Here is a 19397-nt window from a genome sequence, read left to right on the forward strand (position 1 = left end):
CGCGCTTTACGACGACTGCACGGCGGTGATAAGCGCCGAGTACATGCTGTTGATAGCCGAGATCAGCGCGGAAGCTGCCGAGTATTGGTTTTGCAGCGTGCTCAGATTGGCCGATTCCTCGTCGAGGTTGACGCCCGACTGCGACGACAGCGAGCTCGCATAGGTCGACTGCGCGGTCTCCTTGGCGGTGTAATTGGTGGACGCCTGAGAGGCCTTGCTCGCGACATCAGCCACAATGGTCGAGGCATAGTCGGCAAAGGAACCCGTGGTGGCGGCGAGCCCGCCGGTGGATGAAAACGTCCGTGAAGCCGTCAATGCGCTGTAGAACGCATTAACCACGGTCGCGGATCCCGACGTCAGCACACTGCTGCCGACCGTGAGGGTCGCCGAGGAGTCCAGCGTGGCGAGCTGCAGCTCGTTGGTGCCGGACAGGATGCTGCTGTTGACCGCGATATCCGACGCGCTCGTTCCGGTTACGAGGTCGTTGAGGCCGAAATAGTCCGAAAATCCCTCGCTCGAGCTACCGACCGAACTCGTCATCTCATTGATGGCGACGCCGTTGCCCGAGCCGGTGGCCGTGATCGAGAGATGCCCGTTCGCATCGACCGACGCCGACATCCCGGAAATGCCATTGATGGCGGTGACGAGATCGCCGACCGTCGAGTAGGACGACAGGTCGAGATCGCTGTAGGAAACCAGATTGCCGCTCTGGTCGGTCACGGCAAGACGCACCGTGCCGGTGGCGGACGGCGCCGTGCTGCTGGTGACGCTGGTCGTTCCTGTCAGACTGGTCGGTGCGGGCACCGAGGAGGCGCTGTTTGAGACGGTATTGACCGCAGAGGCAAGCTGGGTCGCGAGCTGGTCGAGCTGCGACTGTGCCGCCGGCAAGGTCTTGTCGCGGAGCGTGATGAGCGCGCCGATGTCACCGCCGGTGATCTGCGAGGTGATGTCGACGCCATTCACCGTGATCGCGCTGAACCCGCTCGACGAGGAGCCGGCGGTGTAGGTCGTCGACGACGACACATTGGCGGCGGCGGTATAGCTGATCTTGTGCGCGGAGCTGTCGACCAGCGCTTGCCCTGTCGTCGTATAGATCTGGAGATCGCCATTCGACGCCGTGTAGTAGCTGACGTTCATCTTGGAGGCGACGTCCTGCAGCGCGGTGTTGCGCTGGTCCTCCAGGTCGGCGGTCGACTGGCCGGTTGCCGCCGTCTGCTTGATCTCCGCGTTCAGATCCGCGATGTTCTGCAGGTCCGTATTGACGTCGTCGATCGAGGACGAGATGTCCTGGTCGGCGTTGGAGCGCAGCTTCTGGATTCCGCTCGAGGTCTCCCGCAACTGGCTCGTGACGTCGTCGAGCGCGCTGACGACGTTGGATTGCAACGAGGCGCTGCTGGGCGTGCTTGCCAGCGACGACAGCGCCGATTCCAGCGAGGCGATGCTGTTGGCGAGCGAGGTCCCGGTCGACGAGCTGTCGGTGCTGCTGGTCGAGCCGTAGAGCTTCTCCAGCGAGGTCAGATAGGTATTGGTCGTGTCGGCCGAACCGAGATCGGAATCCGCACTGACCAGCGACTTCAGCAGCAGCTTGTCGACCGTCGAGGTGATGCCCGTCACCGTGACGCCGGTACCGACGCCGTTGGTGACGCTGCTCGACTGGTTCGCGGTCTTCTTGGTATAGCCCGTCGTGTCGGCGTTCGAAATGTTCGACGACGTCACGCTGATCTGCACCGACGTGGACGACAGGCCGCTGAAGGCGATCGATCGTGCGATATCGAGCGACACGGCGGGCTCTCCTTGTCGTCAGGCGCTGCGGCTGGTGCCGCTGGAGACGGCGCGCGCGGCGACCCGGCCGGAGGCGCCATAGGGCGACACCGCGGCGATCTGCTCGCGGATCGCCTGCATGACCGCCTCGATCCGGCGGTTGCTGGCCTCGATCGCGGCACGCAGGCGCACCAGATTTTCGTCCATCGCCGCGCGCAGCTTCAGGATCCGATCCAACAGCTGCTCGCGCAGGATCCGGTCCCGCACGTTCAAGGTGGTCCCGCCCGCCGCACATTCCGCGACGGATCGTTCGAAGATCTCAGCGAGGCGATTTTTCTCGTCGACCTGCTTCAGGCGCGAGGCCGGCAGGCCTTTGGCGAGCTCGACATTCTCTTCCGCCACCAGCGCGGTCAGGACGTCGATCAGTCCGATCAGCGACTTAATCCGGGCGTCGCCACTTGCGGCGTTGGTCCGCGTGGCTTGGCTATTGGCTTGGGGGACACTCATGGTCATCGCCTTCTTCTAACTATGCCGTTTGCCGCGATGGACTTGCGAGTTGCGCAAGTAAACGCCGATCGCGGTCGTCCTGACGGTCGCCTGTCTCATCTCGCCCTCGACCTCCGCGCATTCCTTCAACAGGCCGCGGCGGGTCGTCTCGAGATCGTCGAGCAAGGCAAGCAGCTGCTTGTGGTCACTGTCCTTCACGGTTGCGGCCCGTGCCACCAGGCGTCGCAGCCGGCGCAACAGCGCCTCTCCGGCGGCCTTGGCCTCCTCGCTGCGCATCGCTCACCTCATCGCCGAGATCAGGGTGTCGTACATCTTGCTGACGGTGGAGATGACCTGGGAGGCGGCCGAATAGGCCTGCTGCGCGGAGATCATGCTCGAGAACTGGCTGGAGGTATCGGTGGTCGAGGATTCCAGCTCGCTGCCGTAGATCGTGCCCGCACCGTTCTCGCCGGACGCTTGCAATGCCGCATTCCCCGACGTCACCGTCGCGGAATAGAGGCCGTCGCTGGCGGCGGAAAGCCCGGTTGGATCGGCGAAGGTCGCAACCGCGATCTTGTAGATCGCGATGGTCTGGCCATTGGAATAGGTGGCGTCGACGATCCCGTTCTTGCCGATCGCGATGCTGGACAGTTTGCCGTAGGACAGGCCGTCCGAGTCGATGCTGGTGACGTTGACGGTCGGCGTCGTCTCGCCCGAGGCGTATTGTGTCAGACCGTCCGTGCCTCCGGCGGTGCCGAGGTTCATCGTAATCGTACTGTCGGCGGCACCGTCGGTCCAGCCGCTCACCGTGACGGTCGCAGGGCTCGGGCTGGTGCTCTTCAGCGAACCGTCGGTGTTGAAGACGATGTCGATCGTGCCGCTAGTGCCGGCCGTCGCGCTGGTCGCAGTCGCAGTCGTCGTGTCCGACGTCGAAGTCGGTTTGGCGACGCTCGCGCTCCATTCGTTGGTCCCGGTCTTGGTCCAGGTGATCTGCATCGAGTTCGCAGCACCGAGCGAATCGTAGACGGTCATCGAGCTGGTATAGGTATCGCCGGTCGCGGCATCCGACGGCAGGTTCGCCGCGATCGTGGTCTTGGTGGTGGCGCTGCCGCTGGTCGAGGCGACCTGGGTGTTGATGGCTGCGAGATTGCTTGCCGATTCATTGCCGACGACATTGCCGTCCGAATCGGTGCGCCATCCCTCCAGGTAGCTGCCGTTGTTCTCGAGATAGCCGGCGTTGTCGGTCGAAAAGGCTCCATTGCGCGTGTAGGACGTGGTGCCGCCCGACGTGGCGCTGCTCACCACGAAGAAGCCCGAGCCCTGGATCGCGACGTCGGTGGCGTTGGAGGTCGCGGCGAGCAGGCCCTGCTGGGTGATGTTGGCGCGGCCCGAGACGGTGACGCCGCCCGAGGCATAGGAGGTCGCGTTGCTCGATGCGGTCACGAGATCGTCGAACATCGCCGACGTCGTCTTGTACCCCGTCGTGCTGGTATTGGCGATGTTGTCGCTGATCATCGACAGGGACTGGCTCTGCGCGCTGAGCGCGGAGATCGCCGAGGAGAGTGCACCGGTGAGACTCATGAAGAAACTCCAGAGGGATCAGGACGTAGGATCAGGACGTGACGCCGATGATGTCGGCGGCGCTGACGGAGACGCCGTTCACGGTCAGCGAGGGCGTGGAAGTGGAGGTGTCGATGCCCGTCACCGTGCCGGAGATGGTGGTGTAGTTGAGCACCGAGTTGCCGGCGGAATCCGTTGCGGTCACCGAGATGGTGTACTGACCGCCGTCGGTGAGCTGGGTGCCGCTGGAGTTCTTGCCGTCCCAGGTGAAAGTGTTGGAGCCGGCGTTCCCGGTCCCGGTGCCGGTGTAGACCGTGTTACCCGAGGAGTCCTTGATGGTGACCGCGACGTCGGAAGCGGCCGAGGACAGTGAATAACCAAACGTCGCCGAGCCGTTGCTCAAAGTCGACGTGTCTGTCTTCGCCTCGACGGTGTGGCCGATATAGTTGACCGAGTTGAGCGTCACGAGGCTCGAGAAGGAGCTGGAGAGCGAAGTCAGGTTGGAGTTGATCGACTGCTGCTGACTGAAATTGGCGTAAGATGTGAGCTGATTGATGAAGTCGGTGGTCGAGGTCGCATTCAGCGGGTCCTGGTTCTGAAGCTCGCTGACCAGCAGGCTCAGGAAATCGCTCGAGGTCAGCGTCGAACTGGACGAGGTGCTCGACGATGACGACGTCGTCGTGGTCGCAGTCGTTGCAGAACTCGTTGCGGAAACTGTCATCAGAAACTCCGGCTTTCTCGCGCAGCCGGCGACAGGAAGGTCGGCCAGCGCGCTTGAAATCTGTGTGCTGATGAAACGCGTGGGCACGCGGATTCAGGCGCGGATTCACCCGCGCAAAAATCGCTTTCGCCACGGCAAAATCTGCCGCGTGCGCAGTGTCCGGGAATGCTGACAGTGCGCTTACGAAACAGCGCAGCCGCTCGCGCGTGTCGGCGCGAGCGCAAAAGTCATGTGGATCGGAATGTCAGGGAAAGAGCCGTTCAGCTCCCCGCCGTCTCGCCTTCAGTGCGCGGCTCGGCGGTGTCGCTCTTCATCTTCGCACCGGCGGCGGCGATACGGTCGGCGAGGCCTGCAGGCGCCCGCACTGGAGGCGCCGCGAGCGCCTGGCGCAGGGCGCGCATCTCTTCCAGCAGGGCCTGGGCAGAGGAGGAATGCTTCAGCAGCTCTTCGGCGGGCAAGCGCCGGTCGGCGGGCCAGAGGGAGAGATCCTCGCCCAGCCGGTCGATCAGTTCCTCAAACTCGGTGACGTCCATCGCCCGCCGATCCCGCCTCGGTCGAGCCCGTCATAAAGCATTGCAAGCGCGTCGAAAACCGGATTTCCGCGGTGTTCAGCACCAAAACTGCCCAGGAAACTGCCCAAGACACGACGGAAAGCGGCAGAAACGGCGCTCCGGGTGCTGCCGTCCCCTCTCGCGAGAGATCGGCCTGGCTTGGTTCAGCCCGTGCGGGCCGAATCGGCCGGCGCGATCTTGCCGCCTCGCGCCCTCGCGTCGACATGCTCCCAGGCCTCCCGCAGCTCGGTCACCGCCGCGATGATCCGCCGAAAGCTCTGCGGCGCATGCGGCCGGCCGAACGCCTTATGGCTCGCCACGATCAGGCTGTTGTAGGTCTGGAACAGGCGCTCGGCCACCGCCCCACCCTTGGTGAAATCGAGATTGTGGCTGAGCCCGCGCAGGATCGCGGTCGCCTTCAGCAGATATTCGTGGCCTTCCTCGAAGCGCCGCGCTTCCTGCGCGGCCAGCGACTTCTGGAAGAAGGTGATCGCGCCGCCAAGCAGCATCGAGATCGCCTTCAGCGGCGGCACGCTGGTGGCCGCGCCCCGATAGGCCTGATTGGCCATGTACGCCATCGGATTATGCATCATCAACTACTCGAGCTGGAGTTAAGCAAGGCCTTGAGATAGGTGAGCGTGTTGTTCGCGCTCGTGATCGCGGCCTGGTAATTCGCGTATTGGGTCTGGAGCTGGGTCTGGTAGGCGGAAGCGTTGCTCTCGATGTCGTCGACCTTCTGCTGGAGGTCGGTGTCGCGATCGGTCAGGTTGGTGATCAGCGTCTGCAGCGACCCCGAGCTCGACGAATAGGTCTTGGACAGCTGATAGAGCTGCGTGGCAATGCCGGAGGTCGAGGTCACCGTGATCGATTGCGACGTCGATCCCGAATAGGTGAAGGCCATGCCCGCATAGGCCGTTCCGGCAGCGCCAAGGATCGTCGTGCCGCTTATCGTGAACAGCGAGGAATCGCCGCCGACCGACGCAGAGCTGAGATTTCCGGACGAATCCACCGTCAGGTCGAGCGTGAAGGATTGCGGCGACGTTCCGGTGTTGACGACGCTGAGCTGGCTCGACGAGGTCTTGGTCTGTGCCGACAGCAGCGTGGTGACACCGCTCAGGTTCGTGCTGAGAACATTTGACAGCGTCGAGGTGTCGAGTTCGAGCTCGTTCTTCTCGTTGAAGGACAGGCCGAGGTCGGCCATGGTGAGGCCACCCACCGTGCTGTTGAGCGCGTTCTGGAGCGAATCCATGATGTCGCGCATGGTGCCGTCGCCGAACAGCACCGCGCTCGAATCCGCCGTACCGTCCGAGGCGGTCGCCTGCTGCGCGATCACCGCATCGCGGAACGTGTTGTAGTTGGTGACGAGGCTTTCGATCGCCGTCGTGATCTGGCTGGTGTCGGGCTCGATGCTGATGCTGAGCGATGTTCCGCTGGGCGTCGCCTGGAGCAGGTTGAAGGTCACGCCCGTCAGCACGTCGGTGATGTCGTTGGTATCCCGCGTCATCGAGATGCCATCGAGCGAAAATTCAGCCGCCTGCGACGTCTGCAGCACGTCGGCAAAGGCGCCGGTGCTGTCGGTGACGCCGAGCTTGTTCAGGATGTCGTCGCCGGACGTGCTGGAATAGCTGATGTCGGTGGCATCCTCGGTGCCCGACAGCACCATCTCGTACGACCCGCTCGACACCTGGACGATCGAGGCCTGCACGTTGGTGGTCGAGGTCTGGGCGTTGATGGCGTCGACGACATCCTGCATCGACATCGTGCTGGTGACGGTGATATCGGCCGTGCTGCCGCTGCCGAGACCAAGGGAGAACGTGCCGGAATAGCCGAGCGCCGAGGTCTGGCTCGACTGCGAGGTGCCGACCACCTTCTGCGCGGTCGCGACCTGGCTGATGGTCAGCGTATGGTCGCCGGTCGCAGCACCATTGCTGACGGACATCGAGAGCGCGGAGGACGCGCTGACGTCGCCGGACGAGCTGATGGTCGCCGCCCGGGTGGCGAAGGCGTTGGTCGCGAGCGAATTGACGACGGCCGTCGCGAGCGAGGAAAGGCCGCTGGAGAGCGTCGAAAGATCGGTCTGGAGCGTCTGGTAGGCGGAGATCTTGGCTTCGTTGTTGGTGATCGAGGTCGAGATCGTGGTCGCTGCCGTCAGCTTGGCGTTCACCGCCGCGGTGATGAGCGCACTCCAGTCCACGCTGGTCGACGTGGTGGTGCCGGTCGTGGTCACTGTGGAAGCGCTCGACGTGCTGGTGCTTGCAGTGCTGCTGGTGCTCGAACTGACTGACGTCACTGTGCTGCCCGATCCATCCCAGGGTGAACCGGGCCGGCATCAAGCCGGCCCGGAGGTCGTCAAGGCAAGCGCTTAGCCGAGCAGCTTGAGCAGGTACTGCGGCATCTGGTTGGCCGCGGATTCCGCCGAGACCGCGGCCTGGGTCTTCACCTCGGCCGAGGACAGCGTGGCCTGCTCGGCCGCGATATCGACGTCCTTGATCGCCGAGTTCGCCGACTGCAGGTTCTGGGTCTGGGTCGAGATCGAGTCCGACGAGAAGTTGAACCGCGATTCCTGCGCACCGATGCTGGCGCGGGCGGCCGAGACCGTGTCGATTGCGGTATCGAGCGTGTCGAGCGCCGAGGCCGCATCCGACAGGCTGCTGACGTCGAGCGACGTCACGCCGAGCGAGGACGACGTCAGGCTCGTGAGCGTGATGGTGATGGTGTCGGAACCAGACGAGCCGACCAGCACGGAGACGCCCGAGGAGAACACACTCGAGCCATCCAGAAGGCTTTGGCTGGAATAGCGCGTGCCGCTCGCGATCGAATCAATTTCGCTCGTGAGCTGCGTGAATTCCGAGTTGATGTAGGCGCGGCTGGAGTCGGTCGTGGTGCCCGAAGCCGACTCGGAGGCCAGCGACTTCATGCGCGCCAGGATGTCCGAGATGTTGGAGGCGCCACCATCAGCGGTCTGCAGGATCGCGGTCGCCTGCGAGGCGTTGGTCGCGGCCTGCTGCAGCGTGGTGACGTCCGACGAGATGCGGGTCGAGATCGCGAGGCCAGCGGCATCGTCGGAGGCCGAGGTGATGCGCGACCCGCTCGACAGCTTCGCGAGCGCACTGCTCTCCTGCGCGGAATTGATGTTGAGGTAGCGGACCGCAGAGTTCGCCGCGGTATTGGTGGAAATTGCGGGCATTGGAAACTCCTGTGCTGATGGGCATGGCGTGCCGCATCGTTGAAGACGATTGACGGCGCAGACCGCAGCCCCGTCCGTTCGCTCAAACGGTGGAGCGCACGGAGATCAGGCGCGAAAATTTTCGCAGAGGAAATTTTATGATTAGCAATCGGTAAACGCGGTGCGGATGTCGCATTCGTGCTTGCGCAGCAACTGACGCAGCTGCTGGCGTCCACGCTTGAGCAGGGACTCCACTGCCGCCACCGTGGTGTCCATCACCTGGGCGATCTCGCCGTTGCTCATGTTCTCGTGGTACGAGAAGATCACCGCAATGCGCTGCTGCTCGGGCAGGCGCTGCATCGCGAGCTCCAGCATGCCGTTCAGCTCGTTGCGCTCGATGATCTCGACGGCGCCAGGCTGGCCGTCGGCGACCTCCGGCACGGTCTCGACATTCTCGTTGCGCGGCTTGCGGCGCAGATCGATGCAGCGATTGGAGATGACGCGGTAGAGCCAGGTCGAGAACTTGGCGCGGCCGTGCTGCCAGCGCCCGCGATGGCTCCAGATCTTGAGCATGGTGTCCTGCACCACGTCCTCGGCGTCCGCGGCGTTGCCGACGATGCGCAGCGCGATCGCATAGGCGCGATCGATGTGACGCTCGACCAGCATGCGGAACGCGACCTCGTCGCCGGCGGCAAGCTTGTCGAGAAGTTCGCTGTCCTCGTCGAAGACGAAGTCGGTGGCGACCGGCGTGCTGTCGGGCGCCAGCGGCACCGACGGCATCATGGGCACGATCTCTTCAGCCGGCAGCGTCGTCGTGATCTCGGCCTCGGCGGGAGCCCAGACATCAGCAGCGTAACTCATCCCGCAATCTCCAACCCGCAATGCCGGCGACGCACATGCCACACGGCTTCCAGGCGTTGAACGCAGGGCCAAAACAATCCAGGCGGAGAATTTTTGTTATTTTTCAAGATGTTAGCCGGTATCTTTTGCCGAGTATCGGGCAAGAATTGCCGAGCGCGCGCTGCTCTCGCGCGTCAATCCCGCAATCATCACATCGTCTCGCGCCATGGCGGATCATCCATCCTGAACAGATGTCGTTGAGAGAAAACGCTGACATTACGCAGCACTAGGTGATCAAACGCGACACGCGCCTTGCGCATCAAGAAGCGATTGTTTCCGAGTATGAATGAACGCGAGACGACTTCCGCACTCGGCAATTTTTTCCGAATCACCTTTTTCGAACCTAGCGATTTTTTTGAATCTGTCAGTCGTGACGAATGCGTTTTTGAATCGCGCGTGAATTTTTTTCGCGCTTGTGGCGCCTGACATGGTGAACGTGCGCGTTAATTGATCTGATTGGCGGGGAATCTGCACATGACGATCGCAACGGCCGGTGCGAAGCGCCGCGCTCAAATTGTTTCTGCTTGGTCATTCGATGTTTTCGATACATTTCTGTTGCGCGCCTGCACGACGCCGGATGGCGTATTTGAAAGGAGTTACGAGCTTTCCGGTATTTCACAGACTTGTCCGAATGTTTCCGCGAGTTTCGTTCAGCATCGCATCCAGGCCGAAGCACGTGCGCGGAGGACCGCGAAAGAGAGGCGCGGCGGCAGCGAAGTTCGCATCGATGAAATCTATTCCTGTTTTCCATTCAAGCTGTTCGGCCTCACGCGCCACCACTTGAACGATCTCGTCGAATCAGAGTTCGCGGCCGAACTCGAGCTCTGTCGCGCCAACCCGGACATGCTTCGGCAATATCTCGACATGAAGCGTGCCGATCATCGCGTCGGGTTCATCTCCGATACCTACTGGGATTCCGACCGGCTGGCGCGATTGCTGCGCGCATGCCGCCCCGGGCTGACATGGGACTTCCTCTACGCCTCCTGCGACCACGGCAGCGGCAAGAGCGAGGCGCTTTTCGCAAAATACCTGTCCGAGCAGGGTATCGACGCGAACGCCTCCTTTCACGTCGGTGACAACGACAAGGCCGATATCAGGGGTGCGAAGCGCCACGGCATTCGCCCGCGCTATTATCCGCAGGCGACGCCGCAATTGGCCTCGAAATTCCAGCGCGAGACCGCGCTGCTCGAGCTGTTGTGCGCCGGCGCGCCGGCGCGGCTCGATCATGGCGCGCGGACCCTGCGGCGCATGGTCGCCGCGCGCAACGCCGAGAAATCTCCCGCCTTTCATCTCGGCATGACCGTACTCGGCCCGGTGATGACGGCCTTCGATGCCTTCATCGCCCGGCGCTGCCAGGAGGTTGCCGGCCCCGGCCGAAAAGTCGCCCTCGCCTTCCTCGGCCGCGACGGTTTTTTGCCGCACCGGATCTGGCAGGAGTTGCACGGCGCCACATCGGCCTATCTCGAGATCAACCGGCGCGTCAGCCTGATCGCCTCGGCCGATACCATGCAGCCGCTGATCGACCTTCTCAGCAAGGTGTTGAAGATCGACGCACCGACCTTCCGCGACATGATCAAGATCCAGCCGCCAGCGGTCGCCGCGTTCTTCGCGGTTTATCCTGACGGAATTGCTCCCGGCGAAGATCTCGCCGAAGCTCTGCCGGAATTGATGGACGCCAGTGAGATCGTCGATCTCGCCGCAGCCCTGCGCGCGCGATTGCTTGCCTATCTGCGCCACACGATCCCCGGCTTCGACGAATGTACCCATCTGGTGCTCGCCGATCTCGGTTATTCTGGGAGCGTGCAGAAGGCGCTGCGCCGCGTGTTCGACATGGAGGGCATCAAGATACGTCTTCACGGCGCCTATCTGATCTCGCTCGACGATGCCTTCGACGATATCGCCGACGAGGACAGCGCGGCAGGCTTCATTTCGGACCTTGTGGTAACGCCGCATATCAAGCGCATGCTGATCCGCAACATCGCACTGCTGGAGCAGATCTGCTGCTCCGCCGATGGCTCGGTCCGGGACTATGACGGCGAGCAGGTGCTGCGCGAGATCAATCCGCGCCCCGCCAGCCAGATCGCGCGCGCCGCGGAGATCCAGGCAGGCAGCGTCGCCTTTGCGGAGAGCGCCGAGGACGTCGCGCTCGACTTCTGTCTCGACCCTTATGCCGCGCCTGATGTCGCTGCGCGCTGGTGCACGGCGACACTGGCGCGGTTCCTGCTGTTGCCGGACGAGGACGAGCTGGCGCTGCTCGGCGGATTGAAGCACGACGTCAACCTCGGCACGCACGCGCTGGCACCGATGATCGACAGCGACTTCGTCCGCCGGCAGATCACCGCCCGCGGCTTTTCTGCCGCCTGCGCGTCGGCCGCCCCGCCGATGTGGCTCGCTGGCAGCTTTGCCCGACTGTCGCCGTCGAACGCCTATCTCTACGCGCTGTTCGGGGCCAACCGTCTGCCGGCCGACGTCTTCGAAGAGAGGCCTTGCGGACAGGTCCAGATCGGCCTGTTCGGCGCCAATGCCGCAGCCACGCTGGACACAGTGACCCTCTACCGCACTGGTCTCGGCGAGTTGCGCCTGCGCATTCCCCTTTCGCGCACCATGGCCATCACCATGATCGCGCTGCCGCTGCCGAAATTCGCCGCAGAAGGTGTCCTTCATGGCGTGACCGTCCAATCAGTCGACGACATTCGCGACGCCGCCGAGAGCCAGGATGTGGCCGGTATCGCCGCCGAAAGCCTCATTTCAGCCGGTGTGCAGCACAGCGGTGCCCATTATCGCACCGAGACCGACGATGCCTGCCTGCTGATCCCGGTCGCCCCGATGACGCACAACATCGCGATCTATTCGATTGCGATCACCCCGCTCGGCTCCAGCTCCAAATAGTTCGCCTGATCGTGCCGCCCCGGCCGTTCAAGTCCAAGGGCTGAGTGGCGATGCGAGGGGCACGAAATTGACGGACGGGACGCACGCAAACCTTGATGATCTCCTGCAATCCGGCGGCATTCGCCTCGGCCGGGCTCAGCGCGATCGCCTGGACTGGTTGACCGGCCAATATGGCGCGCCGACGCTGGACGACCTTGCCGGGGGCCGGCGCAGCGGCGTTCTCATCCTCAAGGAGCCGCCGAGCGGCGCTGCCGCGGAGCTGTTCTACCGCTCGCTCAATCCCGGCTGCGCCGTCGTCATTCCGACCAGCGAGAATCCCGGCTTCGACTTCCTGAAGTCCAAGCTGACCGAGTTCGGCACCGTCGGCCCCCGCGGCGCGGACGGCCCGCACGAGATGTGGTGGGGCGGCATCGGATGGTCGAAATTCCTCAGCGCCGCCGATGCAGCCACCGCCCGCCCGCGGATCGTCTCCTGTTACCCGCGCGGCGGCGACGCGACCTCCGCCTTCGCGCTCCGGCACTCGCTCGAACGATTCGATCTCGCCTGTCATATCGAGCCGATCGACACCCAGTTCAGCGACCGCCTGCTCTGCTTCGAGAAGGCCGAGTTCATGCTGCGGATGTGGAACAAATATCGCGAGCCGCTGCTGTTCGTCGAAGCCGGCGCCGTGCTCCGTGAGGCGCCGCTACTGCCGTCCTTCCTCGGCTGCGACGTCGCACTCCACAAATGGAATCGCTGGGAGATGTCGGCCCGCACGCTCTATCTCGGCCGCACCAGGGCTGCGGAGATGCTGCTGCGCACCTGGCAGCATCTCGCCGCGTCGTACCCTGCGATCTGGGAGGGCTATCTGCTCGACCAGGCCTGGAGCCTGACCTCGTCGCAGATGCCGCTCGACACGGTGTGGCTGCCGCGATCTTATCACGCGCTCGCGGGCGATCTCGGCGCGATGCGCGCCACTGTTCTGCATAACCAGCAGACGACGACGCTGGAGCTCGGGCCCGATTCCGCCTTCGCAGGCCTCGTGCGCACCGCCCGCCGCGCCGGCCGCACCGGTGCGCGCGATGCCTTCATGGTCATGACGTCGAAGGCCGAAGCCGGCAAGGGCATCGCCGTGATCCTGCGCGATATCTCGGCCAGCGACGCCGCCGCGGTTGCTGCCACCGTCGAAGCCGTGACTGGCGCCTATGCCGCCGATTGCGGTGGTTATGGCCGCCTCGAACTGTCGCTTTGCGCCTGGCAGGACGATGTCGGCGCGGCGCGCGATGCGGCGGCGCTGGCGCGTTACCGCATCCTGGAGATCGCGCCGGGACAGCGCATCGCCAACGATTTCTTTGCGCACTGCGCAGCCGACGACGCCGTCATGACCGCCCGCCATCTCTTCCCCTGAGGGACATCACGCGATGCTCAAGACCATCATCCTCCTCACCGACACCGTGCAACAGCAACAGCCGCTGGCCAACCTGCTGCGCGAACACAATCGCGAGCTCGCGTTCGTCTCCGCGCTGCGCGCCCAGGATCTCAGCGCCATCGATCCAGAGATTTTGAGCGAGGCACGTCTGGTGTCCTTTGCCGCTGACGTCGCGGTCCCCGAAAAATTTCTGCTGCAGCTCGGGTACGGCGCCTACAAATTCTACGCCGCGGCGACGCAATATCCTGGGTTGCCGCCGGCGCCCGACGAGACCGACGAGAATCCGAGCTGCTACTCCGTGATCGCACAGTCGATGATGATCTGGCCGGATTTCAAGAAGGTGGTGGGCCTGGAAACCGTGACAGTCCCGGACGGAACCGCCGCCGCCGAACGCGAGCGGCTGGTGTTCACCCGCCTGGCCCATTTGTTCTGGCGGATGTCGATCATGATCGCGGGCGAGGTGACGGATCTTCCCGGGATCATCGGATCTGTCGAGAGCCAGCGGCCGACGCTGACCATGATGAACTGAGCTAGCGCGGACGGCCGCGGAGCTGCTCCGCCAATACATCGCGGTGCTCCGGTGCCGCGATTGCGATCATCCGCCGCGCGCGCTCGGCCAGACCGCAGCCGCGTAACGCGGCGATGCCCCATTCGGTGACGATCGCATCGACATCGGCGCGGGGCGTCGTCACCGTCTCGACATGGGCCACGATCCGGCCGGTGCCATCCGATGCCGTCGCCGGCAGTGCGATGATCGCCCGTCCGCCGGGAGACGCATTGGCCCCACGCACGAAATCAAGCTGGCCGCCGATCGCCCCGATCGCAACGCCGTTCAGCGTCTCGGAATTCACGCTGCCGTCGAGCCCGACCTGAAGCGCCGAATTGATCGCGACCAGCCGGTTGATCCGCGCCAGCACGCCCTGACCGTGCGTGTAGGACGTCGGCCGCACTGCGACCGCCTTGTTCTCGTGCACGAAACGATAGAGCCGCTTCGTGCCGATCACCTGGTTGGTGACCGTGATCCCCGCATCGATCCCCTTCTCCGCATTCGTGACCGCGCCGCGCTCAATCAGGTCGACCACGGCATCGTTGATCAGGCCGGAATGGATGCCGAGATTGCGGGCATGCGAGAGTGAGGAAAGGATCGCGTCAGGAACACGGCCGACGCCAAACTGAAGCGTGCTGCCGTCGGCGATCAGGCCCGCGGCATGTGCGGCAATGCGCTGCGATACGTCATCTAGCGGGGGTGAAGGCAATTCAACCGGCGGACGTCGGGCCGCTACCCGGATGTGGATCGGCACGTCGCCCGGCCATTCCGCACCAAACGTGAAGGGCGCATCAGGATTGATTTCGGCGATGACGAGACGCGCGCCGCGCGCGGCATCGATGACGTAATCGTTTGAGAGACTGGCGCTGAGCCGCCCCCCGGACTCCGCGAGCTGCACCAGGACGACATCGGCCTGATGGCAGCGCGAGGCGAAGTCGGCACAGAAGGCGCTGTAGTTGCTCGGGATCATGTCGAGCCGTCCAGCCTTGGCGAGCCGCCGCGCATTGCCGATCACGCCATAGCTCTGGAACGAGACGTGGGGCGCGCAGGCCGCCGAGAACGTCTCCGAGAAGATCGGGCCGACCATCATGCGGAATGCCGGCAGATGCTCAGACTGGGCCATCAACGCTTCAGTCAGGGTGACCGGCTCCGCCGTCGCCTGGCCGCACACCACGAGATCGCCCTCGCGGATCAGGCCGGAGAAGTCGATTGGCGCAGTGTCTCCCGGCACTGCCGCCTCAATACGACTTCGCCAGTCCGAGCACCTTTTCCGCAATAAAACTGAGCGCAAGTTGCGGACTGACCGGGGCGATGCGCGGGATCAGGCTCTCGCGCATGTAACGCTCGACGTGGAACTCCTTGGCATAGCCGAAGCCGCCATGGGTCATCACCGACTGCTCGCAGGCGTGGTATCCGGCTTCGCCCGCGAGATATTTTGCCGCATTCGCAGCAGCGCCACAGGGCATGCCCTTATCGTACTGCCAGGCCGCCGACATCACCATCAGCCAGGCTGCCTCGAGCTCCACCCAGTTCACCGCGAGCGGGTGCTGGATGCCCTGGTTCTTGCCGATCGGGCGATTGAACACGACCCGCGTCTTGGCATATTCGCTGGCGCGCGCCAGCGCGACCTTGCCGAGGCCCACCGCTTCCGCCGCGATCAGGATCCGCTCGGGGTTCATGCCTTCGAGAATGTACTGAAATCCCTTGCCCTCTTCGCCGATGCGATCCTCCATCGGGATTTCAAAGTCCTCGAAGAACAATTCATTGGAATCGACGACCTTGCGGCCCATCTTCTCGATCTCGTGGACCTTGATCTTCTTGCGGTCGAAGTCCGTATAGAACAGGCTGAGCCCATGCGTCGGCGAACGCACTTCCTCCAGCGGCGTGGTGCGCGCCAGCAGCAGGATCTTGTGAGCGACCTGCGCGGTGGAGATCCACACCTTCTGGCCGTTGACGATGTAGCGGTCGTTCTTGGCCAACGCGCGGGTCTTGAGCTGCGTGGTGTTGAGGCCGGTGTTGGGCTCGGTGACAGCGAAGCACGCCTTCTCGCGGCCCTCGACCATCGGCGGCAGCATACGCTTGCGCTGCTCCTCGGTGCCGAACACGACCACGGGATTGAGCCCGAACACGTTGATATGCACCGCGGAGGCGCCGGACATGCCGGCGCCGGATTCCGAGATCGCGCGCATCATGATCGCGGCTTCGGTGATGCCGAGCCCCGAACCGCCATATTCCTCCGGCACGCAGATGCCGAGCCAGCCGGCATCGGCCATTGCCTTGTGGAAGTCGTGCGGGAAGCCGCCGTCGTGATCCTTCTTCAGCCAATAGGCATCGGGAAAGCCTTCGCAGACCTTTGCGATGGCATCGCGAATGGCTTCCTGCTGATCGGTGAGCGCGAAATCCATGATGGTCTCCTTTGTGGAGGCTCGTTGTGCCTAGCGCCCCATCTGCGAGGGCAGCCAGAGGATGATAGACGGAAACGCCACCAGAATCGCGATGGCAATCAGATGGGCGATGAAGTGCGGGAAGGTGCCGTGGAACACCTCCGCGACCGGCCGTTTGGCGTAGCGGGCGACGATAAAGCAGTTCAGCCCGACCGGCGGCGTGATCATGCCGACCTCGGCGGTGACAATCTTGATGACGCCGAACCAGATCGGATCGAAGCCGAGCGTCTTGATCAGTGGCAGCACGATCGGAACGGTCAGCACCAGGATCGCGATCTGGTCCATGAACGAGCCGAGCACGATGTAGCCGCACAGGATTAGCGTGATGATGACCCAGCGCGAGGCCGGAAGCGAGCCGACCCAGGCGACGAGGTCCTGCGTGACGTGCGTGAGCGTGAAGAAATAGCCGAAGATCGAGGCACCGACCAGGATCATGATGATCATGCAAGTGCCGTGGCTGGCGCGCAACAGCGTCTTGTAGAGCGAGGTCGGCGTGATCTTGCCCTTGACGATCGCAAGCAGGAAGGCGCCGAACGCGCCGAAGGCGGAAGCTTCCGTCGGCGTGGCAACGCCGAGATAGATCGTGCCTGTGACGATCGAGAACAGCACCACCATCGGCGAGACCTGCCATAGCAGCGCGAATTTTTCCCGCCACGGCACCGATTTCGCGGTCGGCGCGCGCGAGGGATCCTGCCAGACCAGGAAATAGATCGTGGCCATGATGGTGAACGTCACCAGGATCGCCGGGACGATGCCGCTGATCAGCAGCTTGCCTATGTTCACTTCAGCCAGCAGGCCGAAGATGACGAGCGCGACACTGGTCGGCAGCAGCATCGCCAGCGTGCCGGAGATCGCGACGACGCCCGCGGCCATCTTCGGCTCGTACCCCTGACGGATCATCGCCGGCAGGCTGGTCGAGGACAGCGTCGCGGCCGACGCCGTCGAGGTGCCGCAGATCGCGCCGAAGCCGGCGCCGGCCAACGCGGTGGCCATGCCGAGCCCACCGGGAACGCGCCCGACCCAGGCCGAGGCTGTCTTGAACAGATCATCCGCAACGCCCGAGAGCAGCACGAGGTCCGCCATCAGCAGGAACATCGGAATGGTGATCAGCTCGTAGGACGAGACGGTCGAGAGCGGCGCGGTCTCCAGGATGCCGAACAGGGTCGGGAAGCCGCCGACCATGACAAGACCGACCGAGCCGGAAAAGGCCATGGCAAAACCGACGGGCGTGCCGAGCGCAAGCAGGCCGAACAGCAAAGCGAGAACGATGAGAGGTGTCATGGATATCCGCCGTTACTCGAAGCCGCGCGCTTCGCCGACGCCGGTCACCGGCGGCAGCGGATAGAGGTCGCGGCCGCTGACGAGGCTCAGCACATTGCCGACCAGCTGGAGCGCCAGCCGCAGCACCAGCACGCCGCAGCCGAACGGCACCAGCGCCGCCGAAATCCAGGTCGGCCACGGAATGGCGCCTGAGAGGACGTCATGCTGCTCGTAATTCTCCAGCGCGCGCTCGAACCCGACCTTGCAGATCAGGACGAATACGAACAGGCCTGCGAGCGCGGTGACGATCTCGGACAGCCGCCGCCCCGCCGGCGAGAAGCGCGACAACAGGATGTCGACGCCGACATGGACGTGCTCGCGCAAGGCATCCGACAGCGTGAAGAAGAACACGCCTGCGAGCAGATAGAGCCCGATCAGGTCATAGGTGAAGGAGAATGGGCTGTTCAGCGCATAGCGCATGAACACGTCGGTCACGACCAGCACCATGATCACGAACATGAACGCTACCGCGATCATCGTCAGCGCGCGCTCCAGCGCGCCGAGCACATGCCCTGCCCGTTCGATCACTTCGCGCCTCCCTCTTCGATTTTCGGATTACTTGCTGGCGGCAGCCAGCAGATCTTCGAATTCCTTCAGCGCAGCAGAGGCCTGCTTGCCACGGCTGTCGAGGCCAGCCGCCCATTCATGACCGACACCCCTGAGCTTGTCCTTCATCTCGGCGCGCGTCGCCTCCGGCAGCGGATCGAAGGTGACGCCTTCGTCCTGCATGTGCTTCTTGGTCACTTCGCCTTCCTTGTCGACGTCGGCGCAAGCCTTCGGCGTGATCGCTTCGGAAGCCTCGTTCATCGCGGTCTTCACGTCGTCAGGCAGCTTGTCCCAGACCGACTGGTTGATGGAATAGGCGACGATGAAGCTGCCGAAGCTGACGCCTTCGGTGGCGTGCTTGACCAGCTTGTCGAGGCCATAGGCCACGACGCTGTCCAGCGGGAACAGCAGCCCGTCCATCGTGCCGCGCGACAGCGACTCATAAGCATCGGGCGCGGCCATGCGCACCGGCACGGCGTTGAGCGCGCGCAGCGTGAGATCCTGCGCGCCGCCGGTGGTACGCAGCTTCAGGCCCTGCATGTCCTTCGTCGTTTCGACCTTCGACTTGACCGTCCACACCTGGTAGGGCGGCAGCACCACGGCCATCAGCAGCTTGATCTTGTTGGGCGCGTATTCGCGGCTGGCCAGCACGCCTTCGCGCGCGGTCTTCCAATAGGCGAGCGTGCCCTGGCAGCTGGTCGCAAACGCACCCGGCAATTGCGCGACTTCCGACAGCGGCATCTTGTCGGAAACATAGGACGGTCCGATGTAGCCGATGTCGACCACGCCCGACTGCGTCAGCCGCAGCATGTCGGCGGCTTTGCCGATCTGCTGGTTTGGATAATAGGTGAAGGTCACCGCGCCGTTGGTGCGCTTGGTGACGTCGTCCATCCAGGGCTTGAGCATCAGGCGGACGAGATAGTGGCCGGCGGGGAAGCTGTCGGCGACCTTCAGCTCGAGCGCCTGCGCCGACAGTGTCGAGACCGGCAGCGACAAAGCGAGCACGGCTGCAGCCCGGACCAGATTCCTCTTCATTTCATTCTCCCTGACGCGTCCCAAGCCGAAGGCGGCAGCTGCTTGCTGCCAAGCCGTTCGGCC

19 protein-coding genes are annotated in these 19397 nt (G+C 63.9%); 4 read left to right on the forward strand and 15 right to left on the reverse strand.

The annotated features are described in order from the left end of the window. Nucleotides 1–6: 6 nt before the first annotated feature. The 8 genes from flgK to fliD all read right to left on the reverse strand — a co-directional run bounded on the left by flgK (nucleotide 7) and on the right by fliD (nucleotide 7306). Nucleotides 7–1782, reverse strand: coding sequence for a flagellar hook-associated protein FlgK (gene flgK, locus FXB40_RS14415; RefSeq protein ID WP_148772845.1), 1776 nt, complete (start codon nucleotides 1780–1782; stop codon nucleotides 7–9). 18 nt (nucleotides 1783–1800) lie between these two features. Beyond that, nucleotides 1801–2274, reverse strand: coding sequence for a flagellar protein FlgN (locus FXB40_RS14420; protein ID WP_187436878.1), 474 nt, complete (start codon nucleotides 2272–2274; stop codon nucleotides 1801–1803). A gap of 9 nt (nucleotides 2275–2283) precedes the next feature. Continuing rightward, nucleotides 2284–2544 (reverse strand): hypothetical protein, encoded by a 261-nt coding sequence (locus tag FXB40_RS14425; RefSeq protein ID WP_148772847.1) that lies wholly within the window; start codon nucleotides 2542–2544, stop codon nucleotides 2284–2286. 3 nt (nucleotides 2545–2547) lie between these two features. Then, complete coding sequence (gene flgE / locus FXB40_RS14430) at nucleotides 2548–3828, reverse strand: flagellar hook protein FlgE (RefSeq protein WP_148772848.1); 1281 nt, start codon at nucleotides 3826–3828, stop codon at nucleotides 2548–2550. 31 nt (nucleotides 3829–3859) lie between these two features. Further along, nucleotides 3860–4528, reverse strand: a complete 669-nt coding sequence (locus tag FXB40_RS14435; RefSeq protein WP_148772849.1) for a flagellar hook assembly protein FlgD — start codon at nucleotides 4526–4528, stop codon at nucleotides 3860–3862. Nucleotides 4529–4788: 260 nt separating this feature from the next. Further along, nucleotides 4789–5061, reverse strand: coding sequence for a hypothetical protein (locus tag FXB40_RS14440; RefSeq protein WP_148772850.1), 273 nt, complete (start codon nucleotides 5059–5061; stop codon nucleotides 4789–4791). A 182-nt stretch (nucleotides 5062–5243) separates the two neighbouring features. After that, complete coding sequence (locus tag FXB40_RS14445) at nucleotides 5244–5672, reverse strand: flagellar export chaperone FliS (protein WP_187436879.1); 429 nt, start codon at nucleotides 5670–5672, stop codon at nucleotides 5244–5246. Continuing rightward, nucleotides 5672–7306 carry a flagellar filament capping protein FliD gene (fliD, locus tag FXB40_RS14450; RefSeq protein ID WP_430647293.1) on the reverse strand — a complete coding sequence of 545 codons (1635 nt, stop codon included), beginning with the start codon at nucleotides 7304–7306 and terminating at the stop codon, nucleotides 5672–5674. Before fliD ends, FXB40_RS14445 begins: the two co-directional genes overlap by 1 nt. Between fliD and FXB40_RS49155 the strand changes: the two genes are divergently transcribed. Then, entirely contained in the window at nucleotides 7254–7445 is a 192-nt protein-coding gene (locus FXB40_RS49155) for a hypothetical protein (RefSeq protein ID WP_246207606.1), read from the forward strand. The genes fliD and FXB40_RS49155 overlap by 53 nt on opposite strands. Here the strand turns inward: FXB40_RS49155 and FXB40_RS14455 are convergent. Continuing rightward, a complete protein-coding gene (locus FXB40_RS14455; protein ID WP_148772853.1) occupies nucleotides 7442–8266 on the reverse strand; it encodes a flagellin in 825 nt (274 codons plus the stop codon). The genes FXB40_RS49155 and FXB40_RS14455 overlap by 4 nt on opposite strands. A gap of 141 nt (nucleotides 8267–8407) precedes the next feature. After that, the gene (locus tag FXB40_RS14460; RefSeq protein WP_148772854.1) at nucleotides 8408–9106 is read right to left on the reverse strand and encodes an RNA polymerase sigma factor; all 699 of its coding nucleotides are present in this window, start codon (nucleotides 9104–9106) and stop codon (nucleotides 8408–8410) included. Between the two features lie 819 nt (nucleotides 9107–9925). Between FXB40_RS14460 and FXB40_RS14470 the strand changes: the two genes are divergently transcribed. The 3 genes from FXB40_RS14470 to FXB40_RS14480 all read left to right on the forward strand — a co-directional run bounded on the left by FXB40_RS14470 (nucleotide 9926) and on the right by FXB40_RS14480 (nucleotide 13971). Continuing rightward, entirely contained in the window at nucleotides 9926–12034 is a 2109-nt protein-coding gene (locus tag FXB40_RS14470) for a hypothetical protein (protein WP_347339763.1), read from the forward strand. Nucleotides 12035–12101: 67 nt separating this feature from the next. Continuing rightward, nucleotides 12102–13421 carry a hypothetical protein gene (locus FXB40_RS14475; RefSeq protein WP_148772856.1) on the forward strand — a complete coding sequence of 440 codons (1320 nt, stop codon included), beginning with the start codon at nucleotides 12102–12104 and terminating at the stop codon, nucleotides 13419–13421. 13 nt (nucleotides 13422–13434) lie between these two features. Further along, nucleotides 13435–13971, forward strand: a complete 537-nt coding sequence (locus tag FXB40_RS14480) for a hypothetical protein (protein WP_148772857.1) — start codon at nucleotides 13435–13437, stop codon at nucleotides 13969–13971. A 1-nt stretch (nucleotide 13972) separates the two neighbouring features. Here FXB40_RS14480 and FXB40_RS14485 read toward each other — a convergent pair whose 3' ends face one another. Genes FXB40_RS14485 through FXB40_RS14505 form a run of 5 tightly spaced genes read right to left on the reverse strand, consistent with a single transcriptional unit; the run spans nucleotide 13973 to nucleotide 19334 of the window. Next, nucleotides 13973–15220: an acetyl-CoA hydrolase/transferase family protein gene (locus FXB40_RS14485; protein ID WP_148772858.1), complete on the reverse strand. Its 1248-nt coding sequence runs from the start codon at nucleotides 15218–15220 to the stop codon at nucleotides 13973–13975. 7 nt (nucleotides 15221–15227) lie between these two features. Then, nucleotides 15228–16394, reverse strand: coding sequence for an acyl-CoA dehydrogenase family protein (locus FXB40_RS14490; RefSeq protein WP_148772859.1), 1167 nt, complete (start codon nucleotides 16392–16394; stop codon nucleotides 15228–15230). Between the two features lie 30 nt (nucleotides 16395–16424). Beyond that, nucleotides 16425–17714, reverse strand: a complete 1290-nt coding sequence (locus tag FXB40_RS14495) for a TRAP transporter large permease (protein WP_148772860.1) — start codon at nucleotides 17712–17714, stop codon at nucleotides 16425–16427. 12 nt (nucleotides 17715–17726) lie between these two features. Further along, entirely contained in the window at nucleotides 17727–18281 is a 555-nt protein-coding gene (locus tag FXB40_RS14500; RefSeq protein WP_148772861.1) for a TRAP transporter small permease, read from the reverse strand. Between the two features lie 27 nt (nucleotides 18282–18308). Further along, complete coding sequence (locus tag FXB40_RS14505) at nucleotides 18309–19334, reverse strand: TRAP transporter substrate-binding protein (protein WP_187436880.1); 1026 nt, start codon at nucleotides 19332–19334, stop codon at nucleotides 18309–18311. Nucleotides 19335–19397 lie beyond the last annotated feature (63 nt).

The sequence above is a fragment of the Bradyrhizobium rifense genome (assembly GCF_008123425.1).
Taxonomy (GTDB): Bacteria; Pseudomonadota; Alphaproteobacteria; order Rhizobiales; family Xanthobacteraceae; genus Bradyrhizobium; species Bradyrhizobium rifense.

What these genes read in the sequence shown, in the direction of transcription:
- flgE (WP_148772848.1), bottom strand. Translation starts at nt 3,828, where the DNA reads ATGAGTCTCACCGGTGCACTCTCCTCGGCGATCTCCGCGCTCAGCGCG.
- FXB40_RS14445 (WP_187436879.1), bottom strand. Translation starts at nt 5,672, where the DNA reads ATGATGCATAATCCGATGGCGTACATGGCCAATCAGGCCTATCGGGGC.
- FXB40_RS14505 (WP_187436880.1), bottom strand. Translation starts at nt 19,334, where the DNA reads ATGAAGAGGAATCTGGTCCGGGCTGCAGCCGTGCTCGCTTTGTCGCTG.
- FXB40_RS14420 (WP_187436878.1), bottom strand. Translation starts at nt 2,274, where the DNA reads ATGACCATGAGTGTCCCCCAAGCCAATAGCCAAGCCACGCGGACCAAC.
- FXB40_RS14495 (WP_148772860.1), bottom strand. Translation starts at nt 17,714, where the DNA reads ATGACACCTCTCATCGTTCTCGCTTTGCTGTTCGGCCTGCTTGCGCTC.
- FXB40_RS14490 (WP_148772859.1), bottom strand. Translation starts at nt 16,394, where the DNA reads ATGGATTTCGCGCTCACCGATCAGCAGGAAGCCATTCGCGATGCCATC.
- FXB40_RS14455 (WP_148772853.1), bottom strand. Translation starts at nt 8,266, where the DNA reads ATGCCCGCAATTTCCACCAATACCGCGGCGAACTCTGCGGTCCGCTAC.
- FXB40_RS49155 (WP_246207606.1), top strand. Translation starts at nt 7,254, where the DNA reads ATGAGCGCACTCCAGTCCACGCTGGTCGACGTGGTGGTGCCGGTCGTG.
- FXB40_RS14425 (WP_148772847.1), bottom strand. Translation starts at nt 2,544, where the DNA reads ATGCGCAGCGAGGAGGCCAAGGCCGCCGGAGAGGCGCTGTTGCGCCGG.
- FXB40_RS14440 (WP_148772850.1), bottom strand. Translation starts at nt 5,061, where the DNA reads ATGGACGTCACCGAGTTTGAGGAACTGATCGACCGGCTGGGCGAGGAT.
- FXB40_RS14460 (WP_148772854.1), bottom strand. Translation starts at nt 9,106, where the DNA reads ATGAGTTACGCTGCTGATGTCTGGGCTCCCGCCGAGGCCGAGATCACG.
- FXB40_RS14480 (WP_148772857.1), top strand. Translation starts at nt 13,435, where the DNA reads ATGCTCAAGACCATCATCCTCCTCACCGACACCGTGCAACAGCAACAG.
- FXB40_RS14435 (WP_148772849.1), bottom strand. Translation starts at nt 4,528, where the DNA reads ATGACAGTTTCCGCAACGAGTTCTGCAACGACTGCGACCACGACGACG.